Source organism: Prosthecobacter sp., from assembly GCF_034366625.1.
Lineage (GTDB): Bacteria > Verrucomicrobiota > Verrucomicrobiia > Verrucomicrobiales > Verrucomicrobiaceae > Prosthecobacter.
The window spans coordinates 619,525-646,476 of the sequence record NZ_JAXMIH010000006.1; the positions used below are offsets into that span (position 1 = coordinate 619,525).

A 26,952-nucleotide genomic window follows, 5' to 3' on the forward strand; every position below is an offset into this window, starting at 1 on the left:
CATCGTTGAGATGTTTCAGTGTCACCTTCTTGACCCCTTGACCACTCCTTGACGTCCAGACCCGCCCCTCAACTCCGAAACCCGGCTGCTTACCATCGCTTCAAATCGACCTCATGAAATCGCTCCTTGCCCTCCTCTTCGCCCTCAGCCCTTCGCTCTTCGCGGCTTCTCCGAACATCATCCTCATCAACATTGACGACCTCGGTTACGCCGACATCAGCCCCTTCGGCGGCAAAGTGCCCACGCCGCAGCTTGATCGCATGGCGAAGGAAGGCATGAAGCTCACCAGCCACTACGCCGCACCCGTGTGCTCGCCCTCGCGTGCTGCCATGATGACCGGTTGCTACCCGAAACGCGTCCTGCCGATTCCCGGCGTGCTGTTTCCGGCGGCCGCAGTCGGATTGAATCCAAGTGCCACCACCGTCGCTGAAGTGCTCAAAGGCGCGGACTACGCCACCGCCTGCATCGGCAAATGGCATCTCGGCGATCAGCCCGAGTTTCTCCCCACCGCTCAAGGTTTCGACCACTACTTCGGCATTCCCTATTCCAACGACATGGGGCCGCGCAGCGAAGGCTCGAAGAGCAATCCTGACAAACCCATCCCGCCAGAAAAGGAAGTCGCCAAAAAAGGTGTCGATCCCAAACAGGTTGGTGGCGACGAAACCGGCCTCAAAGGCGCTTCGCAGCCGCCGCTGCCGCTCGTTGATGACGGCAACGTCGTCGAGCGCGTCAAGGCCGCCGAGCACCACACCTTCACCCGCCGTTACACTGAACGCGCCGTGAAATTCATCCGCGAGAACCAGCAGAAGCCCTTCTTCCTCTACCTCCCGCACAACGCCGTCCACTTCCCGCTTTACCCGCATCAGGACTACATCGGCAAATCCGGCATCAGCCTGCAAAAAGACTGGGTGCTCGAAGTGGACTGGAGCGTGGGCCAGATTCTCGACACCTTGCGCGAGTTGAAGCTTGATGCGAACACGCTCGTCATCTTCACCAGCGACAACGGCGGCCCGCTTCAGCAAGGCGCCGACAACACTCCGTTCCGCGGCGGCAAAGGCAGCACCCTCGAAGGCGGCATGCGCGTCTGCACCATCGCCTGGTGGCCCGGTAAAGTCGCCGCCGGTTCACAAACCAAGGCCACCACCTCCCACATGGACTGGCTGCCCACCTTCGGCACTTTGGCCCGCTGCAAAAGCCTCGAAGAACTCAAGTTCGATGGCAAAGACATCTCCCCCGTTCTCCTCGGCCAAAAAGACGCCACCGGTCACGACGTCTTCCACTACTACAGCGGTTTCAATCTTCAGGCCGTTCGCAGCGGCCCGTGGAAACTCCACCTCGCTCAAAACGAGCTCTACAACCTCGACTCCGACATCGGCGAAGCCAAAAACGTCGTCGCCGATCATCCTGACATCGTCGCGCAGCTCCAAAAGCACGCCGAAACCATGAAGGCCGACCTCGGCGACAAAACCAAAGACGCTCCCGGCGTGCGCGAACTTGGTCGCGTGGCAAATCCGCTGCCTCTCATCGCCACCGATGGCACCGTGCGACCCGGCTTCAACAAGATCGCCAAAACGCTGCCTTAAACGTAAAACGAGTTTTCCAACTCGTTCCCCTCTCTCCAAACCACGAGTTAGAAAACTCGTGCTACACCCCGCCCAGCTTGCAAATGCGGTCCCAATGCTTCTGCTCCACCGGCGTGATGGAAAGCCGGTTCCCGCGTCGCAAGATCAGCATGTCTGCCAGCTTCGCGTCAGCGCGCAGCATGTCGAGCGTCACGAAGGTTTTGAAGTCCGCCTCCCACTTCACATCCACCATCAGCCAGCGCGGCTCCTCGCGCTTGCTGCCTTCATCAAAATATTCGGAGGACGGATCAAACTGCGTGTGATCGGGATACGCCTCCTTCACGATCTTCACCACTCCCGCGATGCCCGGCACGTCGCAACTGGAGTGATAAAAGAACCCCAGATCGCCCACCGCCATCTGATCCCGCATCATGTTCCGCACCTGATAATTCCGCACCCCATTCCACGGCTCCGTCTTCTTCGGGCGCGCCTTCAGATGGTCAAAGGAAAAAACATCAGGTTCGGATTTGAGAAGCCAGTGATTCATGGAATTGCCCCACGGAATACACGGAAGTCACGGAAAGGGAAATCCAAGTTCAAGCTTCTATTAAAAGTTCAGACTGTGATGTTGCCTCGATGGCCAGAATCTTTGTAAAGTAACCGCGTCAGGATGAGAACCATGTCTGAGATAATCGACGCACAAAAAGACACATGCGCACAACACCATGCCGTGTTTGACCCGCCGTCACCAAGTTCACGCGTTGGCATTGCTCTTCAGACACTGCATCTCGCTCCAATTCAAGGAGTGCGCGTAAGTCCTGACGATGGAACCAACGGTTGGTTCTTGTGGGCCGGGGAATGGTCTGCTGCGGATGACTTTTTCCAACCAATGTGCTACGAGCACTTGGCAGAGCATTGCCCTCTCGCTCTGCCGTTTCTCTCGCTGCCTCCTGGCTGGCGGTTTCTAACAGATGGAGCCTACATTGACGTTTGGCACGATCCCAGCTCACTCACAAACGTCTGAGTCTGACAATCACACCGTGATCAGCCGGTTCCGCGCCGTGATGGGCCAACGTTCGGTCGTTTTGCCGACTTCGATGACGTAAGCCTCGCCATGCATCGAAACGGTCGGACAGACGTGACGTGGGATGCCGTGGAGTGCTTGGCCGATGGTGAATTCGTGGGCGCGATCGGTTTCGAGGACGAGATGCTCCTCGCTCTGCATCACGGCGACGGCATCGGGCAGTTCCTCGAAGCGGACGCGAGGATGCGGGTTCTCAGGGGCGACGGATTTGTGGCCGAGGTCGAGCGTGATGCGGTTCGTGCCCGGCTTGCTGATGACGCGGGCCAGCAGCACGGCGGCGGGCTGGAAGGGCAGATCGGCGGGGTATTTGTCTCCATAACCAAAATCCCACAGCACGGTGGTGCCGGGGCTGAGGGTGCGGTCGTCATATCCCGCATGGATGCCGAACGTCGGTGAGCCACCGGCGACGAGTTCCTTCACGACGATGCCCTCGCCCTGCAAACGGCAGCGAAACTGCAACACCGGCTCGAACGCGGCATCGCAGCGCTCGCGACGCACATCAAGGCTTTCGTCATGAATGTGGCCGTCGTAGGCGTGGAGACCGCGAAACTGGAGTCGCGGCATGTCCTTGATGACATGCGCCAGCATCGCGACCGCATCACCGGGCACGATGCCGGTGCGGGCCATGCCGCAATCGAAATCCAGGTAAACACCGAGGGTGACGTTGTGCTGCTGCGCGGCGGTGGCGAGAAAGCCGATGGTCTCCTCGGCATCGGCGATGCTGGAGAACTGCGTTTCGGGAAATTTGACCGCGAGTTCGGCCAGACGATGCGCATTGATGCCGACGCAGGGCATGGCGAGCAGCACATCGGTGGCACCGACGGCGGCGCACATTTCTGTTTCAGCGATGGTGGAGGTCTTGAACTTCGTGATGCCAAGCTTGATCTGCATCGCGATGACCTCCGCAGTCTTGTGCGTCTTCACATGCGGGCGCAGGCGTTTCGCATTGCCCGCGATCTTGAGCATGAGTTGCAGATTGTGCTCGATGCGACTGCGGTAGAACAGCAGTGCGGGCGATGGGATGTCAGCTTCGTTTTCGACGTGGAACCAGGCGGGATGCATGGCTCATCGTGGCGAGCACCGCTGGCGCGGTCAAATGCGGGCGTGATGCAGATTTGAGCGCCAGACTGGCGCTAGCTGTTCTTCGGCATCCAGTTGTCCTGCTTGGTGTCGTAGGTCGGTTCTTTTTCGTCAGGCTCGAGATCCACGGGTTTGAATCCGTCACAGCCGGAGAGCATCACGAGAGCGGCGGCAAGAAAAAACAGGTTCGGCTTCATGGACGGAAACTGCGGCTTCCTTCGAGAAGGAGCAAGCGGACAAATGGACTGGATGAAATACCTTCATCCGACGACTCACAGTGCAGGCTTGACCGCGCTGCCACACACCGTCAGCATCGGGGCACCATGACACGAGCCACCCTTGCCTTCACCTTTGCCGCCCTCACCACCACCGCCATCGCCGGGGAAAATTTCCTCGTCTATTTCGGCACCAACACGAACGCCAAAAACGGCAGCAAGGGCATCTACGTCGCCCGGTTCAACTCCGCCTCCGGCGAGCTGACGCAGCCGGAACTCGCCGCCGAGGCCGGCAATCCGGGCTTCCTCGCGATTCATCCGTCGAAAAAATACCTCTACACGATTGGCGATGTCACCACGCCCGATGGCAAAAAAGGCGGCGGCATCAGCTCCTTCGGCATCGACCTCAAAACCGGCAAGCTCACGCCGATCAATCAAGCCAGTGCGGTCGGCAGCGGTCCCTGCCATGTGAATGTCGATAAAACCGGCAAGATGGCCGCCCTTGCGAATTACGGCAGCGGCAGCGTCGCCTCGTATGCCATCAAGGACGACGGCTCTGTTTCCGAAGCCGCCAGCTTCTTCCAGCACGAAGGCTCCGGTGCCGATCCGAAGCGCCAAGCCGGTCCGCACGCGCATTCCGTCAATTTCAGCCCTGACAACCGCTTCGCCTTCGCCTGCGATCTCGGCTTGGACAAAGTGCTCATCTACAAAGTCGATCCCGCCACTGGCAAGCTGACGCCCAACGAGCCCGCCTTTGCCAAAACGCCTGCTGGCGGCGGCCCGCGTCACCTCGCCTTCCATCCCAGCGGCAAATACGTCTTCGTAAACAACGAGATGGCCATGACCGAGACCGTCTTCGCTTACGACGCTGAAAAAGGCGCGCTCACCGAGATCGAAACCGTCTCCACCCTGCCGGAAGCCGACCGTGGCAAGACCGGCCTCAGCACCGCCGAGAGCCTCGCGCATCCGAACGGCCGCGTGGTCTATGTTTCCAACCGCACGCACGACACCATCGCCGTCTTCGCCTGCGATCCGGCCACCGGGAAGCTCACGCTGCTGCAAAACGTCCCCGTCGAAGGCGAAATCCCCCGCAACATCTGCCTCGACCCCACCGGCAAGTGGCTCATCGCCGCGCACCAGAACAGCGGTACGGCGGCGCTTTTCAAGGTCGATCAAGACAGCGGCAAGCTCACCTTCACCGGCACCAAGGTGAACGTTCCCGGCAGCATCTGTGTGCGTTTCCTGGCGCTTGATTAACCCGCCATTGACCGTATTCTCGCGCCCCCCAAAACCCCAGATTATGACCCAACTCGACCAGCTCAAGCAGCACACCGTCGTGGTCGCCGACACCGGCGACTTCGAAGCCATGAAGGCCTACAAGCCCCAGGACGCCACGACGAATCCTTCTCTCATCCTCGCCGCTTCGCAGAAGGCGGAGTACAAAGCGCTTGTCGATCAGGCAATCGCTGATGGCAAATCTGGCGGCGTGGACGGTGTGATGGACAAACTCGTCGTCGCCTTCGGCCTCGAAATCCTCAAGATCGTTCCCGGCCGCGTGTCCACCGAAGTCGATGCCCGTCTGTCCTTCGACACACAGGCAAACATCGACAAGGCACGCCATCTGATCGGCATGTATGAAAAAGCCGGCATCAGCCGCGAGCGCATCCTCATCAAGATCGCCTCCACCTGGGAAGGCATCAAAGCCGCCGAAGTGCTGCAAAAGGAAGGCATCAACTGCAACCTCACGCTGCTGTTCAGTCTCGCGCAGGCCGTCGCTTGCGCCGAAGGTGGCATCAAGCTCATCTCGCCGTTCGTGGGCCGCATCCTCGACTGGCACAAGAAGAGCACCGGCAAGGATTACGCCGCCACCGAAGATCCAGGTGTGATCTCCGTGACGCAGATCTACAACTACTACAAGCACTTCGGCTACACGACCGAGGTCATGGGCGCCAGCTTCCGCAACAAGGGTGAAATCACTGAACTCACCGGCTGCGACCTGCTCACTATCAGCCCCGGCCTGCTCGGCGAACTCGCCGCGAGCGAAGAAGCCCTCACGCCGAAGCTCAACGCCGCCAACGCCAAGTCCCTCAAGATCGAGCGTATCGGCAGCGATGAAAAAACCTTCCGCTGGTTGTTCAACGAAGACGCCATGGCGACTGAAAAGACCGCCGAAGGCATCCGCAACTTCGCCAAGGACATCGTGAAGCTCGAAACGATGGTGAAGGCGGCCTTGGGCTGAGGCCCAAAGCGTCAAGCAATGGTCAAGTCGTCGTCAAGAGGTCAAGACGGCCACTTCTTGACGATTTCTTGACCTCTTGACCACTCCTGGACAGTTCCGCTCCCATGCTCACCAAACGCATCATTCCCTGCCTCGACGTGAAGGAAGGCCGTGTCGTCAAAGGCACGAAATTCCTGCAGCTTCGCGATGCAGGCGATCCGGTGGAGTGCGCGATGGTTTACAACGCGCAGGGAGCCGATGAACTCGTCTTTCTCGACATCACCGCGAGTCACGAGGAACGCAAAACGATGGTCGATGTCGTCGCACGCACCGCCGCGAGCTGCTTCATGCCGCTGACCGTCGGTGGCGGCATCCGCACCGTGGCGGACATGCGCGAGATGCTCATGGCCGGTGCCGACAAAGTCGGCATCAACACCGCAGCCGTCAAAACGCCGCACGTCATCGACGAAGCCGCCAACGCCTTCGGCTGTCAGTGCCTCGTCGTCGCCATCGACGCCAAACGCAACGACCGCGGCTCCTGGACTGTCTTCACCCACGGTGGTCGCAACGTCACCGAACTCGACGCCGTCGAATGGGCCGCTGAAGTCTGCCGACGCGGCGCGGGCGAGATCCTGCTCACCAGCATGGACTCCGACGGCACCAAGGCCGGTTACGACATCGCTTTAACTCGTGCGGTGAGCGAAGCCGTCACCATTCCTGTCATCGCCAGCGGCGGCGCGGGCAATCTCGACCACATGGTCGATGTTCTCCGCGATGGCAAAGCCGACGCCGTCCTCGCCGCCAGCATCTTCCACTTCGGTGAATTCACCGTCGGTGATGTGAAGAAATATTTGGGCGCACGCGGTGTGCCGGTGCGTCTATAACAAGCAATTCTTGCCTGCACACGGAGGTGGCATACACTCAGGCTATGAGCCTCACGGACTTTCCTGATCTCGCACGCCTGCCGAAAGGCCAGCGCATGAAACTTGCTGACGAGCTTTGGCAGTCCAGCGTGGACGACAGCTCCAAAGTTCCCGTCTGGCATCAGGAAACGTTGGATCAACGTTGGAGTGATTATCGCAATGGCAAGGTGAAGCGCATTTCGCTCAAGGAACTCGAACGTCGCGTCGCCAAACGGTGAAAAGCCAGTCCGTCGAGTTTTTGGAGATCGTGGAGCATGATCTCCGCTATGCACGTGACTTTTATGATTCATGGAAACTGAATGGTGCGAATGACTTTCAGGAGCGTTTCCGCGAGAGTGTTTCGTGGATCGAATGGAACCCGGACATGTTCCCCAGACAGTATCGCAGCTTCCGTCGTGCCATCATCAGGCGATCTTATTTCGCGATTTACTATGTGATCGAGCCTGGAGTGACCACCGTCGTCGCTGTTCTCGACATGCGTCGTGAGCCGAAGTCCATCCAGTCGCTGCTCAAAGGCAGGAAGTCGTGATTCTCTGCTTGGAATCGCATATGCCATCCGTGTAGGCTGCACGCATGACTCCGCAAAATCTCTCCCGCCGTCAGTTCGGAACCCTCGCCAGCGTCAGCGCCATCGCCGCAATGCTGCAAACGCAGATCGAAGCCGCTGACAAGGCCGCAGGCGGAAAGGTGCGTCACTCCGCGTGCAAGTGGTGCTACAAGGACATCCCGCTGGAGGATTTCTGTCTCGCGGCGAAGGAGATCGGCCTGGAGTCCGTCGAGCTGCTCGATCCGAAGGACTTTGCCACGGTGAAGAAGCATGGTCTGCACTGCGCCATGGTCAGCTATCCCACCATCGAAGGTCCCGGTGGCGTGAAAATCGGGCCGATTCCGAAGGGTTGGAACCGTGTCGAGCATCACGACCTGCTCGTGCAAGCCTACGAGCCGCTGTTGAGAGACTCTGCCAAAGCGGGTTTCAAACAGGTCATCTGCTTCAGCGGCAACCGCGAAGGCATGAGCGACGAGCAGGGCCTCGAAAACAGCGCCAAAGGCCTCCAGCGCCTGCTGCCGTTGTGCGAGAAGCTCGGTGTCACGCTGGTGATGGAGCTGCTCAACAGCAAGGTGAACCATCCCGACTACATGTGCGACCACAGCGCCTGGGGCGTCAGCCTTGTGAAGAAACTCGCCTCACCGCACTTCCGGCTGCTCTACGACATCTACCACATGCAGATCATGGAAGGCGATGTCATCGCCACCATCCGCCGCGATCACGAATCCTTCGCCCACTACCACACCGGCGGCGTCCCCGGCCGGGCCGAAATTGATGAGACGCAGGAGCTGAACTACCCCGCCATCATCAAAGCCATCCAGGAAACCGGTTACACCGGCTACCTCGGCCAGGAGTTCATCCCCAAGCGCAAAGACAAGCTCGCCTCGCTCAAGCAGGGCGTGCAGATCTGCACGGTGGGGTGAGTGGTTGTAGCAGCCGTTGAGCTGCCCTTGTTCAGAATCAGCGCCGCAGAACCGTAGGCCGGATGTGTCCGGCGCGTTGCACTCCGCATGCACGCTTTGCATCCTTCGCCGGACTATCCGGCCGATTTGGGTATCGGTGAAGCTATCGGATGCGCAAAGCCGGATAGTTGGGCGATGTGCATCACGCCAGATGCGGGGTTCTTTTGCGCCCAACACATCCGGCCTACGTTCTCTCTCACCGCAGCGGCTCCGTACCCTCGCTGAGGATCGAGAGATAGGCGTCGTAAGCATACAGGCGGCCGTGCTTGCCGCCGTTGATCTCGCGGACGATGCCGAGGGTTTGGATGCGTTGCAGAGCTTTCGTGGCATCAGGCAGTTCTCGTGGTCTTCATGGAAGATGTCCGAAAAGCGGCGTGCGACCTGTCCTTGGTTCATGATTGAAAGAAACTAGGCGGTTTCTTTCAATCGATCCGGAAGATCGAAAGTTTCTATCGTTTTGTGGCCAATAATGAAAGAAAACTGGCCAAACCTTTCAATTCGACAGCCCAAATGTCAGAAGCTGAAGTTTACCGCTCTCAAGCAGGCACAGGCACCAGTTTCTCCAACTCCTCCGCCGCCTTTTCCCACTCGCTGGTGAGTTTGGGAATCTTGGTCTCGACGGCTTCCAATTCAGCGCTGAGAACGCGGAACTGGGCGGCGTCGGCATAGATCGCTTCTTCCTGGAGGAGATTGACGATCTCGTGCTTGCGCTTGTCGAGCGTGGCGAGTTCCTGCTCGATCTTGAAAATGCGCAGATCGAGCTCTTTTTTGGCTTTGCTGAAGGCATTGCGGGCATCGGCATCGGCACGGCGCTGCTGCTTGCTCTTGGGCGGCTCACGGACGGCGGGAGCGGTCCAGGTGGTCGGCTGGGCGTTGTGGAGCGTGGCGGTGAGGGCTTCGCGGGCGGAGCCGGCCTTGGATTTGTCGAGGTAGTATTGGTAATCCCCGGCATAGGGCGTGATGACGCCGGCGCTGACGTGCAGGACTTGCTTGGCCATCTGGCGGATGAAGTGGACGTCATGGCTGATGAAGACGAGCGTGCCTTCGTATTGATCGAGCGCGCCAATGAGCGCGTCGATGCTGCCCATGTCGAGATGCGTCGTCGGCTCGTCCATGAGCAGGAAATTCGGCGGATCGAGCAGCAGGCGCACGAGCACGAGGCGTGATTTTTCACCGCCGCTGAGCACGCCGACGGGCTTGAAGACATCATCGCCGTGAAACAGGAAGGAGCCGAGCAAGGTGCGGCACATGTTTTCACCGGGCCGGCTTGGCAGGTCCATGGCGGACTCGAGAACGGTGTGACGCATGTTCAGCACATCGCCGCGATACTGGGCAAAGTAGCCGAGTTTGACGTTGTGGCCGAGTTCGCAGGCACCGGCCTGCGGTGTGAGCGCTCCGGCGAGAAGTTTGAGCAGCGTGGATTTGCCCGCGCCGTTCGGGCCGACGAGCACGGTGCGCTCGCCGCGCTCCATTTCGAGATTGAGGCCGCTGTAAACGGGCTGCGTGCCATAGGCGAAATCAACGTCCTTCACGCGGATGACACGCTGACCGCTGCGAATCGGCTGCGGGAAGCGGAACTTCACCGTCTTGGCGTCAGCGACAGGCGCATCGACCTTTTCGATGCGGTCGATCATCTTCGCCTTGTCCTGCGCACGGGAGGCGAAGTTGGCCTTCGCTTTGAACTTGTCCACCCAGGCCTGCATCTTGGCGAGTTCGCGCTGCTGATTGTCGTAAGCACCCTGCAACTGCTCGGCGCGTGCGGCTTTCTCGCGCAGGTAGTTGTCATAGTTGCCGACGTAGCGGGTGATCTTGCTGTGGGCGATCTCGAGGATGCTATTGGTGAGCGCATTGAGAAACTCACGGTCATGCGAGATCATGAGGATGGCGCCGGAATAGCTCTGAAGGTAATTCTGGAACCAGATGAGCGATTCGAGATCGAGATGGTTCGTCGGCTCATCGAGCAGCAGCAGATCCGGCTCCTGCACGAGCAGGCGTGCGAGATGCGCGCGCATCACCCAGCCACCGCTCAAAGTGCGGGCGTTGCGCTCGAAGTCGGATTCGCGAAACGCGAGACCGCTGAGGATGCGCTTGGCTTTCGGCTCGATTTCCCAGCGGTGATCCTCGTCCACATGACCGGTCGCCAGTTCCAGCACTGTCACATCCTCAATCGGCGCGCTCTCCTGCGGCAGGAAGCCGAAGCTGATGCCGCGCTCCATGACCACCTGACCATCATCCGGCGTGGTATCCTGAAGCAGGAGCGAGAAGAGCGTCGATTTGCCGGCTCCATTCGGGCCGATCAGGCCGATTTTTTCGCCACGGTTGATGTGGAACGACACCTGGCTGAACAAAGTGCGGCCGGCGTAGGTTTTGCTGACATTGGAAACGGAGAGCATGCGGGAATTTGGGGGCGTGCATAGTGGCCCTGATTCGTCTCCTGTCGAGTTTGCAGGCGATTTCATGCCCGCTGGGGAAAAAGCAGCCGCTGGCAGGCGTTTGCACTCCCACATGCATCCCCCGCGCCTTTTCATCGTGTCGCTGTTCGCGACGAGTTTGTTGGTCTCCGCCGAAACCAACACACTTCCGCCCGGCTGGCATCAGTTTCGTGGTCCAAACCGCGATGGCATCTCAGCGGAGACCGGCTTGCTCAAGTCCTGGCCGGCGGAGGGGCCGCGGCTGCTGTGGGAGATCAAAGGCGCGGGCGCCGGCATGGGATCAGTGACGGTGGGGAAGGGGCGCGTGTTTGTGGTGGGCAACCGCAAGGAGGGCGTGTCGCTCACTGCCTTCGATCTGATGACGCAGGAGGAAGTGTGGAGCACGGTGATCAGCGACAAACGCGATCAGCCGAACGGCGCGCCGACATTTGATGGCGAGCGGCTGTATGCCGTGAGCAAGGACGGCGTCCTCGCGTGCTGCGACGTGGAGAGCGGCGAATTGCTCTGGCGGAAGAGCTACACGGCCGATCTCGGCGGCCTGATCATGAGCGGCTGGGGCTTCAGCGAGTCACCGCTCGTCGATGGCGATCTCGTGATCGGCGTGCCAGGCGGCAATGACAGCATCGTGGCCGCGATGGACAAGAAATCGGGCATGGTGAAATGGAAGTCGTCGCTTCCAGCCGATGTGGGCACGCGCGGCAAAGATGGTGCGGGTTACACTGGTGTGGTGATCTCGAACGGCGGCGGTGTGAAGCAATACATCACCCTGGTGGGCCGCGGACTCGTCAGCGTGCGAGCCAGCGATGGCAAAACGCTTTGGACCTACAACGCGGTGGCGAACGGCACGGCGAACATCCCGACGCCGCTGGTGTGGGATGATTATGTCTTCACCTCATCCGGTTACGGCACGGGCGCGGCGTTGCTTCAGCTCAAGAAGGACGGGGATGGTGTGGCGGTTGAGGAGAAGTATTTTCTCAAGGCCGCCACGTTTCAAAACCACCACGGTGGCATGGTGCGCATCGGTGATCACATCTATGCCGGTAGCGGCCACAACAACGGCATCCCGGTCTGTCTCGAATGGAAAACCGGCAAGGTCGTGTGGGAGCAGAGCGAGCGGCCCGGTCGCGAAAGCGCGGCGGTGATCAGCGCCGAAGGCCAGCTCTATTTCCGCTGGCAGGACGGCACCATGGGCCTCATGGAGGCCACACCGAGTGGCTACAAGCTGCACGGCACCTTCAAACTGCCCGCCGTCAAAGGCCCGAGCTGGCCACACCCGAGCATTCACGAGAAGAAGCTGCTCATTCGCGCGCAGGATCAGATTTTCTGCTACGATCTGGCGGCCGGTTGATTGTTTCTACGATCAGCACCATGCAAAAGTGCCACTTGGCGTGGCGCGTTCTTTGTGAAAACTTGCCACTCTTGAATATGAAACCACCCGTTCTTGCTCTCTTGGTCTGCGCCGCAGTGTCTCTGCATGCGGCGGGGGATTTGTCGAAACCCATCGAAGCTCTGCGCAGTGTGCAAAAAGAAGGGCAGGGAAATGAGGCGGCAGGAAAGGCGTGGCAGGAGATCGTGAAAGCTGACGCGACGAATCTACCGGAAGTGCTCAAGGGCATGAACGGCGCGAATCCGCTGGCCGAGAACTGGATCCGAGCCGCTGTCGGTGTGATCGCGGATGAGGCGCTGAAGGCGAAAAAACTGCCGGTGGAGACGCTGGTGACGTTTTTGAAGGACGCGCAAAACAGCCCCGGACCACGCGTGGTGGCGTTTGATTTGATCCAGCGTGCGGATGCGAAGCTGGCGGAGAGCTTGACGCCAACGCTGCTCAATGACGTGAGCAGTGATCTGCGCCGTCATCCGGTGGCGAAGTTAATTGAGGCTGGTGACGCTGCTTTGGAGAAGAAGGACAAGGATCAAGCGGTCGCGGCCTTCACGAAGGGTCTCGGTGGTGCCCGAGACGAGGATCAGATCAAGGAACTCACGAAGAAGCTGCGTGATCTGGACCAGAAGGTCGATCTGCCGAGGCATTTTGGCTTCCTGATGAGCTGGAAGCTCATCGCGCCGTTCAGCAACGCGGATCGCGGCGGTTTCGACACAGTGTATCCGCCGGAGAAGGAGCTGAAGTTCGACGCGAACTACGAGGGGAAGACAACGGCAGTGAAGTGGGTGGATTTCACGAGCAAGGACGAGTACGGAAAGATCGACTTCAACAAGCCCTTCGGCATGGAAAAGAGCGCGGTGGGCTATGCGGCGACGGATTTCTTCAGCGAGAGCGACCGGCCGGCGGAGATCCGCATCGGCTGCAAAAACGGCTGGAAGGTGTGGCTGAACGGCGAGCTGCTCTTCGCACGCGATGAGTACCATCGTGGTGCGAAGCTGGATCAGTACAAGCTGCCGTGTCAGCTCAAGAAGGGGAAGAACACGCTGCTGGTGAAGTGCTGCCAGAATGAGCAGAAAGAGAACTGGACGGTGGAGTGGGAGTTCCAGCTCCGTGTGTGTGATGCGACGGGGACGGCGATTCTCGCGGAAAGATGAATGATGCGATCTTAAAGATAAAAATTCCTGACCCAGCGCTCCAGACCATGAAGACCTCCTTTGTTTTAGTTTTTTGCCTTCATCTTTCGTCTTTTGCCTTCGCCGACTGGCTGCAATTCCGCGGGCCGAATGCGACGGCGGTTTCGAGCGAGACAAAGGTGCCGGCGGAGACACTGAAAATCGCGTGGACAGCGGATTTGCCGGGCCGGGGGCTTTCGGCGCCGATTGTGGTGGGCGACAAGGTCTTCGTGACGTGCTCCAGCGGGCCAGGGCAGGAGACGCTGCATGTGTTTTGCTTCAATGCGACGGATGGAGCGAAGAAATGGGAGCGCGTGATGCGCACGACGGGACGCACGATGACGCATCCGAAGACGAGCGTGGCGGCACCAACTCCGTGCAGCGACGGAGAGCGGGTGTTTGCGCTGTTTTCTTCGAATGACCTCTTCGCGTTCGATCTGGGTGGAAATCTCCTTTGGCTGCGAGGACTCACGTTTGATTATGCGAACGCGAGCAACAGCCTGGGCATGGCGCAGTCGCCGGTGGTGATGGATGGGACGCTTGTGGTGCAGAGCGAGAATGACAGCGAATCCTTCGCGGCGGGCCTGGATGTGGCGACGGGGCGCAACAAATGGAAGCTGGAGCGTCCCAAGGCCGCGAACTGGTCGAGCGCGACGTTGTGGAAGGGCGCGGTGGCCTTGCAGTCGAGCAAGGGCATCCTGGCGGTGGAGCCGGCGACGGGGAAGACGGTTTGGGACTACACGGATGGCGCGAGCACGACACCTTCGAGCGTGGTGTCAGGTGAGCTTCTGTATGCCGTGTCTCACGGCATCACGGCGCTGGCACCAGAGAAGGGTGCGGTGACGCAGTTGTGGCGCAATGAAAAGCTGAATCCAGGAACCGCGAGTCCGCTGGTGCTGGGCGATCATATTTACGTCGTGAATGGCGCGGGCGTGCTGATCAAAGCGAGCCTGAAGAATGGAGATGAACTGTGGAAACTGCGACTGAAGGGGCCGTTCAGCGGTTCGCCGGTGGCGGCCGGGAAAAGCATCTATGCGGTGAATGAACGCGGCATCTTCCAGACGATCGACCCCGAGGCGCCAGAGGGCAAAGTGACGCAGGAGATCGAACTGAAGGAGACTGTGCTGACGACGCCGGCGATCTCGGGTGGCGCCATCTACGTGCGCAGCGATGCGAAACTCTGGAAGCTGCAATAACGAGATGCCTGACGATCCGATTCCGGAGTCCGAGGAACTCGACATCGCGATCTCCACCGAGGTGGAGCAGGAGACGTCGCGTGCTTTAAACAAAGAAACACGCCAGGTGCTGCTGGCGGTGCTGCTGGTGGCCGCGTTCATGGCGCTCGCGCATTTCACGCCGCTGAAGGCGTGGATCACGAATGTGCAGACGTGGAAGGGCCTTGTGCGTGAGTTTGGCTGGATGGCGCATGGCATTTTTGTCGCAGCGTGTGCTGTCGTGGTGATGCTTGGCGTGCCGAGATTGCCGTTGTGTGCCGCCGCAGGCCTGATTTTTGGTTTTGGTGAAGGTTTGGTGTTGTCGCTAATCGGATCGACCCTCGGCTCGTATGGCGCGTTCGTGTTGTCGCGTCATGGATTTCGACGTGCGGCGGAATCGCGTGCAGAGAAATGGCCGTGGCTCAAGAAGCTGCTGAAAAAACCTTCCATCATGCGTGTGTTCTGGGTACGGCAGCTCATGGTGCCAGGTCTCGTTCTAAATGTGCTGCTGGGCATGACGCCGGTGCGGCACAGCCGGTTTTTGCTCGGCACGGGGCTGGGTTATCTGCCGCTGAACGTGGCATTCAGCCTGGTGGGCAGCGGCTTGGGCAAAGGGAGCCTCGCGTCCACCTTCGCGCAGTTGCTTGCGGCGATGGCGGTGATCAACATCGCAGCGTGGCTGGTGTACCGCATGATGAAGAAGCAGCGTAACGCGTGACCGCATTTCGTGTCACGCATCCTTGCGCACGACATGCCATCCTGTTTTCCCGCACGCCGGACAGGTCAGATACCGCCTGGGATTGCCGCGCGCCTTCCAACGAATGCCGCCCATGTCCCAAATGGAACGTGCGTGACCGCAGTCACAACGCACCCTCCACTGCCTCGACTCCTCCTCCATGCTGCGCGCCCATGCAGACGGCAGCACGCGGATGAAGAAACGCTGAATGGAGGACATCGCAAAACGGGTGCGCCGCTCTCAATGCATCGCATGCCATGCCAGCGTGTGATGCTCCGCATCTTCAGCATCGGTCTGTATGGCGGCCACGATCACGGCCGCAAGACCAATGAGCACGGCGACCGGGAAGATGAGAATCAGCAGCGGCAGCAGCATGATGAAGGCGAGGGGGCCAAGCACAACGGTCAACGCGATCGTCTCCCAGCCGAACTGTTTCAGTTTGAGCCCGACGGGGGGGGCGCCGAACTGGCCGCTTTTGACAAAGACATGCTCCTGTCGCAGCCAGACGAGCAGAGGGCGGATCGCTTGGCGGAAGGGCCGGAGGAATGTGGCCCGCATCCGGCGGAACTGCCAGACGCGGTGGAGATGACGGGTTACAAAACGCGCTTCGGCGTTCTTGGCACTGGCAGCCTGTTGAAACGAGGCCGCCTGACCAGTGGTGTCAGGGATCGTGTTCATAGTGGTGGATGGTTGTAAATCATACGCTCCGACCACTCCTGACCTTAAAAATAGTTTTGCTCAACCGTCCCTGCACCCGTGCAGCGAACACGCCTTGCAGGCGGCGCATAACTCACAGGTGACGGTGTGTGGGCTTTCCAGACACTTGGGGCAGTGAACACAGAGCATGCAGAAAGGGCGCTGGTTGCCCGCAACCCCGGAAGGGCGCGGCATCCTCAAGGCAGCGCTGCTGGAAAACGTGCAGGCCCTCGACGAGAGCGCCTGGATGGGATCCAAAACATCAGTTTTCATGGCAGAATAGGGTGAAACACCTCACGCATGGTCTCGGATCGAAAAATGCGCTATGGGCAGACCTGCCCATATTTTGAACTTTTTTTGTCGGCGTTGCGAACCGCCCCATCCCGCGCTAAATCCTTCCATGTCAGCGACAACCAAGGCTGAGACAGGCCAGGCATGCTTAAAATGGGGGGGTGGCTCGCTGCTGCTTTCCGGCCCGTGTGTGATCGGCCGCAGGTCGGACAATGACCTGCAAATCAACAATGTGCAGGTCTCGCGCCGCCATGCGTTGCTGATGAATTACAATGATGACTGGTGGCTGAACGACCTCGGCAGCCGCAATGGCATCCTGGTCAACGGCATCCGCCTCACCAGCGCCCGTCGGTTGCGCAATGGCGATGAGGTCCGCATCGCCAACCACCGGATCATTTTCCATAACAGCAGCCAGAGTCCTCCGCACCACAGCTCGATCATCGGCAAGACCACGCAGGTGGCGGAGCCGGCCTCGGACGAGACAAGTCCGCCAGCCGCGACATGCGAGCTCATCATCGCCACAGAGAACGGCGAGATTCTCGAAGGCGAAAAGGCCGCGCACTGGTTCTTCGGCAAAACAGTGGAGCGCGCACCTGGCGCCTCCTGCTACATGCTTCCGGCCTCGGTGCGTCAGTGGCTGGAACTCGTGGCCGGCGGGAATGGTGCCGGCGTGTCGCCCTTGGAGATCAAAAGCGGCGAGCGCCGCGTGGTCATGTCGCTCGCACGTCGCAGGGATGAGCGCTTTTTCCTGCTGGTGCGCGAGGAGTCGGCCAAAATCTCCATTGAGCGCCTGCAAAACCTAGACCTCACGGAGCGCGAGGCCGAGGTCATGCACTGGGTGTGCGAGGGAAAGAAAAACCCTGAGATTGCCGAGATTCTGGCCATCGCGCCCAGAACAGTGAACCACCACATCGAGCATATCTTCAAAAAGCTCGGTGTGGACAACCGCCAGAAGGCCGTCAAAACCGTGATGGAACGTCTGGCGGTGTGATGACAGACAAACCGCTGCTCACTTCATCACCGGGCGCAGCACCATGTTGCGGTAATCCACGTTCGTGTGGTCGCCTTGCAGGTAAAGTGGGCCGGGCTTGAACTCATCGCTGGTCATTGCGCCGCCGGTGCAGCCGAGGACGGGCTGGTTGTCGATGATGGTGGTGCCGTTGAGGATCACCGTGAGGTGGCGGTCCACCAGCGTGATGTCCAGCGTCTGCCATTCGCCGATCGGCTTCTCCGCGTTCACGCTCGGGGTGATGCGGCTGTAAAGTGCGCCCATGTGGTGCGAATCGAGCGGCTTGCCGAAGCTTTCCATGATCTGCACCTCGTAAATGCCGCGCAGGTAGATGCCGCTGTTGCTGCCTTCTTGCGTGCGCACCTCGGTCTTCAGATTGAAGTCCTCAAACTCCGCGTCCGTGCGCAGATTGCCGAAGTGCTTGTCCTTGGCCTTCACCACGCGGTTTTGCAGCACACCATCGACGACACTCCAGCCGTTGTCGGCTTCTTTGAGCAAACGCCAGCCGGTGAGATCCTTGCCATTCAAGAGCTGGATCGGATCTCCGAACTTCACCTTCGCGAGATCAGGCTTGGCCGGGATGTCGGCGATGCGTTTGCCCGCAAACTCCGCAGGCTGGCCGATCTCCTTACCCTCGGCGTTCTTCTTCACTGTCGTAAGCTTGAGCGCGTCACCTTCAATCTTCGCGGTGATCGTTTCGATGGCCGACAGCTTTCCTTCTTTGTTCTTCTGCTCACGCGTCACGATCAAGGTGTCGCCATCGACCTTCGTGCCCGCCGTTGGCACCACGCTGCCGCCGCCCCAAAGCACGCTGGAACTAAGAGTGCCGTCTTTGGACTCAACGCCCAGCCATCCAGCACCACCCGTCGGCAGCGTCAAAGCCCAGCGGCCGATGAAAGGATTGTCAGCGGCATTCAAAACAGCACCGAGGCCAAGCACGGCGGAAAAAGAGAGAAGTCGAATCGAGGAGAACATAAGCAGACAGGTTGGGGTTTGAGTTGGGCGGGGAGAAACGCCGCCTGCCCTACCTTTCTCACATGTCTTGCGCGGCCCTTCGTGCTGGATGAATGAAAACAACCGGCGGGCTGTGCTGTTTCAGCGCCAACGGCGCGTGACTCCTCAGCCCATGGGCGAAGCCCTGGGACCAGCGCGATAGCCAACGTTCTCTATTGGGTGAAGCCCTGAAAGGGCGCTGCTCGACACCGTGCCTGCATCGTCCCCAACCCGTATAAAAACCGCACGGTGTCGAGTGCCGCCCTTTCAGGGCTCACCGACAAGCCGTGCGCGGCCTTGCCTGTGAACCCAGGATTGCATCCTGGGCTGAGGAGTACCGCGCCCTTGGCGCTGCCAGAACCCGGACCGCAAATCCACCACAGCGTGCCACTTACTTGCGCTGATCCTTCACGCAGTCGGGATCGGCAGGTGTTGGCGAGCCGGTTTGATCGACCGGATGCGTGTAGAGATACTTCCAGACCGCTTCGTGGATGAGTTTGCCGTCCTTGTCCTTCACGGCAGATCCGCCGGGCGTCACAGAGCCGTGCGCACGCCCGGCATCGCCCTTCACATCCGCGTCCGTGATCAGCCGCCGGGTGTTTTCAAACGGCGGAGCGACCATGTCCACATTCACGATGGGTCCGAACTGGTTCAGCCCCATCATCTCCCACGAGCGGCAGTAGTGGTCGCCGGTCCATCCGCCGTCCAGCACATGGCTGAAGCCGAAAACGCGGTTCCCCGGTGTCGCCGAGGGCAGCGCCTGCCAGCTCTCGTAATTGTCACGCGGCCCGCAGAGACACACCACGCGATCCACCTTCTGATGCTTCGCGAAACGTGCCGAGGTCGTCGCGCCATGCGATGCGCCGGAAACGATCACCTTGTCCCAGCGCAGGCCTTTGCCGTCCTCGCTGATGAACTGCTCCCACTTGCCTGCGGGATGCTCTTTCGAGAGCCATTTCACGAACTGAAACGAACGCTCCATCATGCCGTCCGGCTGCGGAATGCTCACGAGATCACTGCGATCCTCGCCAATGGACGCTTCGAGCCGGATGTCGCCCAACGTCTTGCCATCATCGCGCCGCGCCGCCGGGATGATGCCGAACCACTTGTTCGCGTAATGCACCTGGATCGCGTGCAGCCCGTAGCTGTTCAGCCGCTCAAACAAACCCGCGTTGTGCCCCATCAGCCAGATCACCAGCTTGCCCTGCGGCTTCACGTTCACATCGACGCTCGCGTTTTGCATGTCCTGCGGCTTTCCCTTCTTGTCCGTGAACACGAAGTCGATTTCGGGATGCTCCTTGGCACGCGGATCAATCTCGCTCGCTCGCTTCGAGATGGTTTCGGCGGCGAATGAACTGGCCGCAAGGCCGAGACAGCAGGTGAGGATGAGGTGTTTCATACAGGGGATGAGAAATCGAATTGAGCTGTGCTAACGCTGCAAGCTGTGATCATGATGGTCAAGGCTTCGTGTCACTACATCGGAGCCCAAGATGGCAACCAAGCAGCGCTCCAACGAGTTTAGCTCGACCTTACCAAGCATGAACGAAATCTCGACAACTTGCTTCAAGGCCAACGATGCTGCCAACCCAGCATCAAGTTGCATGGTCACCGAGTTGGTTGTCAGATGAGCGTTGATGACTCGACCGTGAGAGCCCCATTTTTGATCATCCCGCTCAAAGTAAGCATTGTGACCAGGATCAGTCGCTGCACGACACAAGGTGAAATAGGTCGGTGGTGTTTGCGATTGATCAGCAAACCAAACGCGAGCAATTCCGTCATCATCTAACTCATCAAAGACACATTCGGTGGCGCAAAGCTTCATATTGACTTCTCACGACTCAAACCGCCTCCCGGCGGAATAAGACCCCACGCTGCGGATCGTCGCACCCTCCGCCCGCGTTTGATCCAGCGCCTGCTGCACCTCCGGATCAGCCATGGAGCCTTCGATCTCAATGTAGAAGCGATACTTGTTCGGCTGGCCGCGGATCGGGCGCGACTCGATGCGTTTCATGTTGATGCCATCATCGCTCAGCGGCGTCAGGAACCGGCACAGGCTGCCCGGACGGTCCGGCAGCTCCACGACGAGCGCCGTGCGGTCATGCACCGGCAATGCCGTGCTCACCCCATGCCCTACCAGGAAAAACTGAGTGATGTTCGGCGTCTCTCCCGCGATGGGAAAATGCAGCACCTGCAGCCCGTGGCGTTCGGCATTCTGCCTGGGGCCAATCGCGGCGGCACCGGGTGTGGCGGCGGCTTTGGCCGCCGCCTTGGCCGTGCTCGCTTCCGGCACACGTTTCGCCTGCGGATAGTTCGCGCGCAGCCACTCATCGCAGTGGAAAAACGGAATCGCATGGGAGTGAATCGAGGTGATTTTTTCCTCCGCACGTCCCAGCAGCGCCAGCTTCACATCCAGCGTCAGTTCTTCGAAAATGGTCAGCCCGGAACGCGCGTCCACCAGGCAGTCCACGGTGTCGATGATGAAGCCGCCCGACGAATTCTCGATCGGCACGATGCCCAGCGCCGCAGGATTCGCGGCGATGTAGGCAAACACATCGCCCACGTTGTCCCGCAGACTCACCTCAGCGCCGGGAAAGCGCATCTGCGTGATCAGATGCGAAAAACTGCCCTCAGGACCGAGGCAGGCGATGGTTGGCGGCGGATTCATGCGAGCCATGCATGCTGCGGTGGTGCGCGCGTGTGGTCAAGCTGTGTCCGCTCGGTTCGTAGAGGAAGGCGTCAGCCTTCCGACGTTCACGCCATCCCAGAAGGCATGCTCAAGCCTGCCTCTACAGTAACGAGATCTTAAACGCCAAAGGCGTGCGATTCCTCAGCCCAGGACGCCAGTCCTGGGTCCATCGCAGATCACACGGCACAGATCATCATGCAGCCCTGAAAGGGCGGAACTCGACTCCGCGCACACGTTGGCTGTCACAGTGCCAAACGTCGAATGCCGCGCCTTCAGCGCTTCATCTCGATTCGTGGCTGATCGCGTCGCAAACCCAGGATTGCATCCTGGGCTGAGGAGAAACGCACCTTCGGCGCTGTGCAAGCCGGTGGAATTCACGCTCATCTCGCGTTGAATGCCGCATGCTTCGTCGCTGGCTCAAACGTCTCGCCATTCCCGCCGCCCTGCTGGCCGCAGGCTGGTGGGGCGTGCCATGGCTCGTGCCTCTGCCCGAAGCTTTGCTGCAACCACCGCCCAGTTCCACGCTCTACCTCGCCCGCGATGGCACACCGCTGCGACATCTGCTGAACGAAGACGGCACACGCTCCGCGCCGCCAGTGACATACGCGGAGATTCCGACGACGCTGGTTCACGCGGTGCTCGCCACCGAGGACAAACGCTTCTTCTCCCATGGCGGCATCGATCCCCTCGCCATCGCCCGTGCCGCCTGGGACAATGCGCGCATCGGACGCATCGTCTCCGGTGCGTCCACGATTCATCAGCAGCTCATCAAAAACACCACGCCGCGCTCCGGCAAACGCACGCTGGGGATCAAGATCGTCGAGGCGCTGCAAGCACGTCGCCTCGCGATGTCGTGGAGCCGCGAGGATGTGCTCGCCGCCTACCTGAACCGCATTTCCTTCGGCAATCTCATGACCGGAGCCGCCACTGCTGCCTCGGGCTACTTCCACAAGCCGCTCAACGACCTCACACCCGCCGAATGTGCGTTGCTCGCCGCGTTGCCGCAGTCGCCGAGCCGTTTGAACCCGTTTCGCAGCCTGGAGGCCGTTTTGCCGCGCCAACGCCGCATTCTTGATCACATGCACACGCTCGGCTGGCTCGATGACGAGCAGCATCGTGTCGCTTTGGATCAAAAGATCGTCCTGCAACGCTTCAGCGGCGGATTTGAGGCTCCGCACGCGATTGAAATGCTGCGCGGTGCTGCCGATGCCACGACGATTCGCACCACGCTCAATGCCACGCTTCAGCAGCAGGTCGAGACGATCGTCGCGCAGCGCTTGGAGTCGCTCAAAGGACGCCATGTCTCGCATGGGGCCGTCGTGGTCATCGACAACGCCACCGGGTCCGTGCTCGCGCTTGCTGGATCGCGCGATTTTTTTGCGACGGAAGGCGGCCAGATCAACGGTGCCTGGGCACCGCACTCGCCCGGCTCGGCGATGAAGCCGTTCACGTATTTGATCGCTTTCGAGCGCGGAGCCACGCCTGCGAGCATCGTCGCTGACTTGCCTGTCGAGTTTGCCACTTCATCCGGCACCTATCGTCCGGAGAATTTCTCGCTGCGCAGCTTTGGGCCAATGACGTATCGCAACGCGCTTGGCAACTCACTCAACATTTCCGCCGTGCGTGTGCTCGATTCCATCGGCGGGGCCGGAACGCTGCTGCCACGACTACGCGAACTCGGCCTCAGCACGCTCACCGAAGATGCCGCGCACTACGGCCTCGGCCTCACCATCGGCAACGCCTCCGTGCGTTTGATCGAACTCGCCAATGCCTATGCCTGTCTCGCACGGCTTGGTCGATTCAAGCCGTGGAGTTTGCGCAGTGATGCTCCCCCCACGGAAGAACGCCGCCTGCTTGGCGAAAACGAAAGCTGGCTCATCGCCGACATCCTCAGCGACAATCAGGCGCGTGAGATGGCCTTCGGCAGTTACTCGGTGCTGCGTCTGCCGTTCAAGTGCGCTGTCAAAACCGGCACCAGCTCCACCTTTCGCGACAACTGGACGCTCGGCTTCACGCGCGAGTTCACCGTCGGCGTGTGGGTCGGCAATTTCGACAACACACCGATGCAGGACGTCAGCGGCGTCACCGGCGCAGGGCCGATCTTTCGCGATGTCATGCTGCACCTGCACGAAAAACATCCCGCCACCTGGTTTGACCGCCCTGCGGCCATCATGCATGCGCGCATCGACCCGCGCACCGGCAAACGCCTCACGCCGCTGACGCCTCCTTCGCGTTTGAGCCGAGAGGAGTGGTTCATCGCCGAAAAGATGCCGCCTGTGGCCCAGGCGAGCGATTACGACCAGCGTGGCCGCGCCATCCTGCCCCGCGAATACGCCGCGTGGATTCCGACCAGCGCCAACTGGCTCGGCGATCTCATCACCCTCGCCGAAACAGATGCCAGACCGGCGCTGCGCATCACGAATCCTATCCCCGGCACCGTTGTCATCCTCGATCCCGACATCCGCAACAACGGCAACCGCCTCCTCCTGCAAGCCACCGGTTCGGATCAGCCGCATTGGAGCAGCAAAACACTCGAACTCCGCACTGAAGCCGATCACACCTTTGCCATCCTCAAGCCCGGACGGCATGAGATCGAGCTGCGTGATAAGGCCAGCGGTTTGAGCACGAAAACATTTGTCATCGTGCAGGAAGAATAGCCCTCGGCACAGGTGCGTTGTTCACACTAAGGCGTGAACAATGTGCTCAAACTCGATCCCGGAGGAGTCAGAAATGAAGGGCTTTTAAACTGCGGGCCGGGCCTTCATCAACGCCGCTCGCACCATCAACGTCTCGCCGATGTTTTCAGCCGTGAGCAGGCCGACGAGTTCGCCGCTGAGCGGGTCGGTCACAGGAAGGGCGGGGCAGTCGCTGGCGCTGAGAGCATCAAGAGCCTGGGTGAGATCGACAGCCGGCTGCGTGGATTGTGGGCAGGGCTGCATGACATCGATCACAGGATGTTTGGGGCCGTTTTCGGCCAGCGCGGAGATCAGATCCCGTCGTGAGAGCATGCCCTGCATGCCGCCGTGTGCATCGAGCACCGGAAAATCCTGCTGTACCCCCGCGAGGAGCAATTCCACTCCATCGCGCAGCTTCGCGTGGGGTGGCAGCGTGCGGAAATCGGTGAGCATGGCGTCGCGTACCCGCAGATCACGGGTGGCTTCCTGCTGGGTGACGTGGGCGGCCTCCTGACCAGCGGCCATGAAGATGAAGAAAGCGATCAACAAAATCATGGGGTCAAACTTCGCGATGAGGAGCATATAAATGGCCACCAGCATGGCGATGCCCTGCCCAATCGATGCTGCCAGGCGCGTGGCCTGTCCATAGTCGAGAAACATTGCGAGCAGGGCCCGCAGCACGCGACCGCCATCCATCGGAAAGGCCGGGATGAGGTTGAAGACCACCATGAGGACATTCCAAACCATGAGCTTCTCGAAGAAGTTCCCCGTTTTGAGAAAATCGTAGCCGGGGTTGAACTCCGCGTTGATGCCGAGCCCCAGATAGATCGCCGCGGCGATGATCACGTTGACCAGCGGGCCGCTGATGGCGACGACCAGCTCCTGCGACGGCTTGCGCGGCATGCGTTCCAAACGCGCGACGCCACCGATGGGCAGCAGCGTGATGTCTGGCGTACGAATGCCGTAGCCACGCGCGGCCAGGACGTGGCCGAATTCATGCAGCAACACGCAGGCAAACATCGTGAGGATGAAAAGCGTGGACTCCAGGGCTGATGCCGTGCCCTGGCCACTGAGAAAACTCTGTCCGGCAACAAACACCAGCAGCAGAAAGAAGGTGACATGTATGCGCACTTCGGTGCCTGCGAAGGTGAAGATGCGGAAGGACCATTTCATGATGCGAGAGATTACGTCTTGGGCTGCTTGGACGGATCGTAGTAGATGCGCACGTCAGCGTCCTTGATGCCGAGGATCTCCTGGGCGCGCCGCAGGGCGTTGCGCGTGGCGAGGTTGGGATTTGAGGGGCTGGCGGGGAAGATGTTGTCTTTGCCCACGACATCCACGAGGCCGGAATCCTTCAAAACGCGATAAAGATCCTTCACCACGCCGCTGATGATGAGATCGCGGCCGTCAGCGCGCAGCACGTTCACGAGCTCTTCAATCGCCATCGCGCAGGTGGCGTCGAGGTGACGCGCGTTTTTCAGCCGCAGGATGACGATGCGCAGGTTCGGGTCGGCACAGGAGCGCTGGATCTGCGTGCGGAACAGATCGGCGGAGGCGAAGAACAGCTCGCCCTCGACATGCACGATTGAGATCGCCGGATGCTGGCGTCCGCCCTGGCGTGCCTCGGTGAGATGACCTTCCTCGTTAAACTCGTATTCGACGAGCGAGGGGCGGCTCGCTTTGCGCAGATACAGCACGATGGAAACACCGATGCCGACGAAGATCGCCACATGCAGCGGCAGCATCAGTGTGGCAAACAGTGTGACGACAAACACCAGCGCATCCGAACGTGTGGCGTTGATGGAAATAAGGATGTGGCGCTTGTTGAACAGAGAAACCGCCACGCACACGACCAGCGTGGCCAGCGCTGAACGAGGAATGTAGGCCACGGCTCCGCCGAGCGTCAGCGCTCCGATGAGGCAGCAGAAACCATTCCACATGCTGGCGAAGCCGGTGCGCGCACCCGAGGCGTGGTTCAAGGCCGAACGTGTGAGCGAGCACGAGGCCGACATGCCGCTCAGATAAGCGCAGGCCAGATTGGAGGCACCGAGCGCAAGCATGTCCTGGTTCGGGTCCACCCGTTGATTCGTGCGGCTGGCGAGCGTTTTGGACATGGCGCTGTTCTCCAAAGTCGCGAGGAAGGCCAGGGCGAACGCGAGCCCGAACAGCCGGCTCGCATCCGCCAGCGCCCCGCTGGAGATGAAATCAGGAAACGGCGGCAGCAGCTCGCTCCAGGTGAAGGTGGCGTTGCTGAAGGTCGTCACATGCAGCCCGAATGCCGTTGGAATGAGCCCCAGCAGCGAAACAAGAATGATTGTGATGGCAAACGCCGGCCAGCGCGGCAGCCAGCGCTTGAAGCTCAGAAAACTCCCCAGAGTCAGCACGGAAAAAGCGATGCTCAGCCAGCTTGCATGATCCAGATGTGTGAGGATGCGTTGCACATGGCCGGGAAAGGTGATGACCAGCTTGCCGCTGGCTTGCAAGACCTCCGCCGGAATGCCCAGCAGCACAGGAAGCTGGTTCACCGTGATCAAAATCGATGCTCCCGTGACATACGCCACCATCACCGTGCGGCTGATGAACTGCGTGAGGTCCGCCACGCGCAGAAACGCTCCCATGATCAGCAGCGCCGCCGTCATGAACACGAGCAGCGGCATCATGCCGATGCGGTCGAGCTGCGGATACGCCGCAAAGTAGGAGAACACCATGAAGGCCGTCGCATTCGTCGGCCCGAAGATCGTATGGCGTGAGGAAGCCAGCAGCGGCCCCACCAGCGCCGCGATGGCGGAGCAGGTGATGCCGTATTGCAGCGGCAGCCCGGCCACCAGCGCGTAGGCCATGCCCTGCGGGATGTCCAGCAGCGCCACCGTGAAGCCCGCGCGCGCATCGGCTGCGAAAGTGCGTTTGCCATAGCCCGGCAGGGAACGCCGCAGCGGGAAGGGATCGAGCGCGCTGTCGGCCACAACGCTTTGCAGCAATGCGCGGCCTTGCTGTGTGATGTCACGCAGACGCTGGAACCAGGATCGAAGGTGCGGCAACAAGTGAAAACTCCTCGGGAAACGTTTGGCGCATGCTA

At 60.2% G+C, this 26,952-nt stretch carries 25 protein-coding genes; 14 read left to right on the forward strand and 11 right to left on the reverse strand.

Translation table 11 applies throughout. The annotated features are described in order from the left end of the window. The first annotated feature begins 113 nt into the window (after positions 1-113). The gene (locus U1A53_RS05245) at positions 114-1,583 is read left to right on the forward strand and encodes a sulfatase (RefSeq protein WP_322279443.1); all 1,470 of its coding nucleotides are present in this window, start codon (positions 114-116) and stop codon (positions 1,581-1,583) included. A 61-nt stretch (positions 1,584-1,644) separates the two neighbouring features. On the opposite strand, the gene U1A53_RS05250 is transcribed toward U1A53_RS05245, so the two are convergent. From U1A53_RS05250 to U1A53_RS05260, 3 genes are all read right to left on the reverse strand, one after another. After that, entirely contained in the window at positions 1,645-2,109 is a 465-nt protein-coding gene (locus U1A53_RS05250; RefSeq protein WP_322279444.1) for an EVE domain-containing protein, read from the reverse strand. A gap of 486 nt (positions 2,110-2,595) precedes the next feature. Continuing rightward, positions 2,596-3,708: a D-TA family PLP-dependent enzyme gene (locus U1A53_RS05255; protein WP_322279445.1), complete on the reverse strand. Its 1,113-nt coding sequence runs from the start codon at positions 3,706-3,708 to the stop codon at positions 2,596-2,598. A 71-nt stretch (positions 3,709-3,779) separates the two neighbouring features. Further along, positions 3,780-3,923, reverse strand: coding sequence for a hypothetical protein (locus U1A53_RS05260; protein ID WP_322279447.1), 144 nt, complete (start codon positions 3,921-3,923; stop codon positions 3,780-3,782). Positions 3,924-4,049: 126 nt separating this feature from the next. On the opposite strand from U1A53_RS05260, the gene U1A53_RS05265 reads away from it, so the two are divergent. The 6 genes from U1A53_RS05265 (at position 4,050) to U1A53_RS05290 (ending at position 8,552) form a co-directional block, all read left to right on the forward strand. Next, positions 4,050-5,198 (forward strand): lactonase family protein, encoded by a 1,149-nt coding sequence (locus U1A53_RS05265; RefSeq protein ID WP_322279448.1) that lies wholly within the window; start codon positions 4,050-4,052, stop codon positions 5,196-5,198. A gap of 43 nt (positions 5,199-5,241) precedes the next feature. Further along, complete coding sequence (tal, locus tag U1A53_RS05270) at positions 5,242-6,180, forward strand: transaldolase (RefSeq protein WP_322279449.1); 939 nt, start codon at positions 5,242-5,244, stop codon at positions 6,178-6,180. A 104-nt stretch (positions 6,181-6,284) separates the two neighbouring features. Then, positions 6,285-7,043, forward strand: coding sequence for an imidazole glycerol phosphate synthase subunit HisF (gene hisF, locus U1A53_RS05275; protein ID WP_322279450.1), 759 nt, complete (start codon positions 6,285-6,287; stop codon positions 7,041-7,043). Positions 7,044-7,087: 44 nt separating this feature from the next. Continuing rightward, entirely contained in the window at positions 7,088-7,300 is a 213-nt protein-coding gene (locus tag U1A53_RS05280) for an addiction module protein (protein ID WP_322279451.1), read from the forward strand. Further along, positions 7,297-7,611 (forward strand): type II toxin-antitoxin system RelE/ParE family toxin, encoded by a 315-nt coding sequence (locus U1A53_RS05285; protein ID WP_322279452.1) that lies wholly within the window; start codon positions 7,297-7,299, stop codon positions 7,609-7,611. Before U1A53_RS05280 ends, U1A53_RS05285 begins: the two co-directional genes overlap by 4 nt. A gap of 44 nt (positions 7,612-7,655) precedes the next feature. Beyond that, positions 7,656-8,552 (forward strand): TIM barrel protein, encoded by an 897-nt coding sequence (locus U1A53_RS05290; RefSeq protein ID WP_322279453.1) that lies wholly within the window; start codon positions 7,656-7,658, stop codon positions 8,550-8,552. Between the two features lie 575 nt (positions 8,553-9,127). On the opposite strand, the gene U1A53_RS05295 is transcribed toward U1A53_RS05290, so the two are convergent. Then, positions 9,128-10,984, reverse strand: coding sequence for an ABC-F family ATP-binding cassette domain-containing protein (locus tag U1A53_RS05295; RefSeq protein WP_322279454.1), 1,857 nt, complete (start codon positions 10,982-10,984; stop codon positions 9,128-9,130). 112 nt (positions 10,985-11,096) lie between these two features. Here U1A53_RS05295 and U1A53_RS05300 point away from each other — a divergent pair, with 112 nt between their 5' ends. The 4 genes from U1A53_RS05300 (at position 11,097) to U1A53_RS05315 (ending at position 15,508) form a co-directional block, all read left to right on the forward strand. Continuing rightward, on the forward strand, positions 11,097-12,371 hold the full coding sequence (locus U1A53_RS05300) for a PQQ-binding-like beta-propeller repeat protein (protein ID WP_322279455.1): 1,275 nt from the start codon (positions 11,097-11,099) through the stop codon (positions 12,369-12,371). Between the two features lie 77 nt (positions 12,372-12,448). Further along, positions 12,449-13,558 (forward strand): hypothetical protein, encoded by a 1,110-nt coding sequence (locus U1A53_RS05305; RefSeq protein ID WP_322279456.1) that lies wholly within the window; start codon positions 12,449-12,451, stop codon positions 13,556-13,558. Positions 13,559-13,605: 47 nt separating this feature from the next. Further along, positions 13,606-14,772: a PQQ-binding-like beta-propeller repeat protein gene (locus U1A53_RS05310; RefSeq protein ID WP_322279458.1), complete on the forward strand. Its 1,167-nt coding sequence runs from the start codon at positions 13,606-13,608 to the stop codon at positions 14,770-14,772. A 4-nt stretch (positions 14,773-14,776) separates the two neighbouring features. Continuing rightward, positions 14,777-15,508, forward strand: coding sequence for a VTT domain-containing protein (locus tag U1A53_RS05315; RefSeq protein WP_322279459.1), 732 nt, complete (start codon positions 14,777-14,779; stop codon positions 15,506-15,508). 258 nt (positions 15,509-15,766) lie between these two features. Here U1A53_RS05315 and U1A53_RS05320 read toward each other — a convergent pair whose 3' ends face one another. Beyond that, a complete protein-coding gene (locus U1A53_RS05320) occupies positions 15,767-16,204 on the reverse strand; it encodes a hypothetical protein (RefSeq protein ID WP_322279460.1) in 438 nt (145 codons plus the stop codon). Between the two features lie 166 nt (positions 16,205-16,370). On the opposite strand from U1A53_RS05320, the gene U1A53_RS05325 reads away from it, so the two are divergent. Both U1A53_RS05325 and U1A53_RS05330 read left to right on the forward strand, forming a co-directional pair. Continuing rightward, positions 16,371-16,505: a hypothetical protein gene (locus U1A53_RS05325; RefSeq protein ID WP_322279461.1), complete on the forward strand. Its 135-nt coding sequence runs from the start codon at positions 16,371-16,373 to the stop codon at positions 16,503-16,505. A 117-nt stretch (positions 16,506-16,622) separates the two neighbouring features. Next, positions 16,623-17,504, forward strand: a complete 882-nt coding sequence (locus U1A53_RS05330) for a LuxR C-terminal-related transcriptional regulator (protein WP_322279462.1) — start codon at positions 16,623-16,625, stop codon at positions 17,502-17,504. Positions 17,505-17,522: 18 nt separating this feature from the next. Here U1A53_RS05330 and U1A53_RS05335 read toward each other — a convergent pair whose 3' ends face one another. From U1A53_RS05335 to U1A53_RS05350, 4 genes are all read right to left on the reverse strand, one after another. Continuing rightward, the gene (locus tag U1A53_RS05335) at positions 17,523-18,497 is read right to left on the reverse strand and encodes a DUF1080 domain-containing protein (RefSeq protein ID WP_322279463.1); all 975 of its coding nucleotides are present in this window, start codon (positions 18,495-18,497) and stop codon (positions 17,523-17,525) included. 409 nt (positions 18,498-18,906) lie between these two features. After that, complete coding sequence (locus tag U1A53_RS05340; protein WP_322279465.1) at positions 18,907-19,914, reverse strand: hypothetical protein; 1,008 nt, start codon at positions 19,912-19,914, stop codon at positions 18,907-18,909. A gap of 30 nt (positions 19,915-19,944) precedes the next feature. After that, positions 19,945-20,337 (reverse strand): hypothetical protein, encoded by a 393-nt coding sequence (locus U1A53_RS05345; protein ID WP_322279466.1) that lies wholly within the window; start codon positions 20,335-20,337, stop codon positions 19,945-19,947. A gap of 9 nt (positions 20,338-20,346) precedes the next feature. Next, entirely contained in the window at positions 20,347-21,180 is an 834-nt protein-coding gene (locus U1A53_RS05350; protein ID WP_322279467.1) for a prephenate dehydratase domain-containing protein, read from the reverse strand. A gap of 422 nt (positions 21,181-21,602) precedes the next feature. On the opposite strand from U1A53_RS05350, the gene pbpC reads away from it, so the two are divergent. Beyond that, positions 21,603-23,858, forward strand: coding sequence for a penicillin-binding protein 1C (gene pbpC / locus U1A53_RS05355; protein WP_322279468.1), 2,256 nt, complete (start codon positions 21,603-21,605; stop codon positions 23,856-23,858). An 84-nt stretch (positions 23,859-23,942) separates the two neighbouring features. Here pbpC and U1A53_RS05360 read toward each other — a convergent pair whose 3' ends face one another. Continuing rightward, positions 23,943-25,049, reverse strand: a complete 1,107-nt coding sequence (locus tag U1A53_RS05360; RefSeq protein WP_322279470.1) for a site-2 protease family protein — start codon at positions 25,047-25,049, stop codon at positions 23,943-23,945. A gap of 11 nt (positions 25,050-25,060) precedes the next feature. Beyond that, a complete protein-coding gene (locus tag U1A53_RS05365) occupies positions 25,061-26,914 on the reverse strand; it encodes a SulP family inorganic anion transporter (RefSeq protein ID WP_322279471.1) in 1,854 nt (617 codons plus the stop codon). Positions 26,915-26,952: the final 38 nt, after the last annotated feature.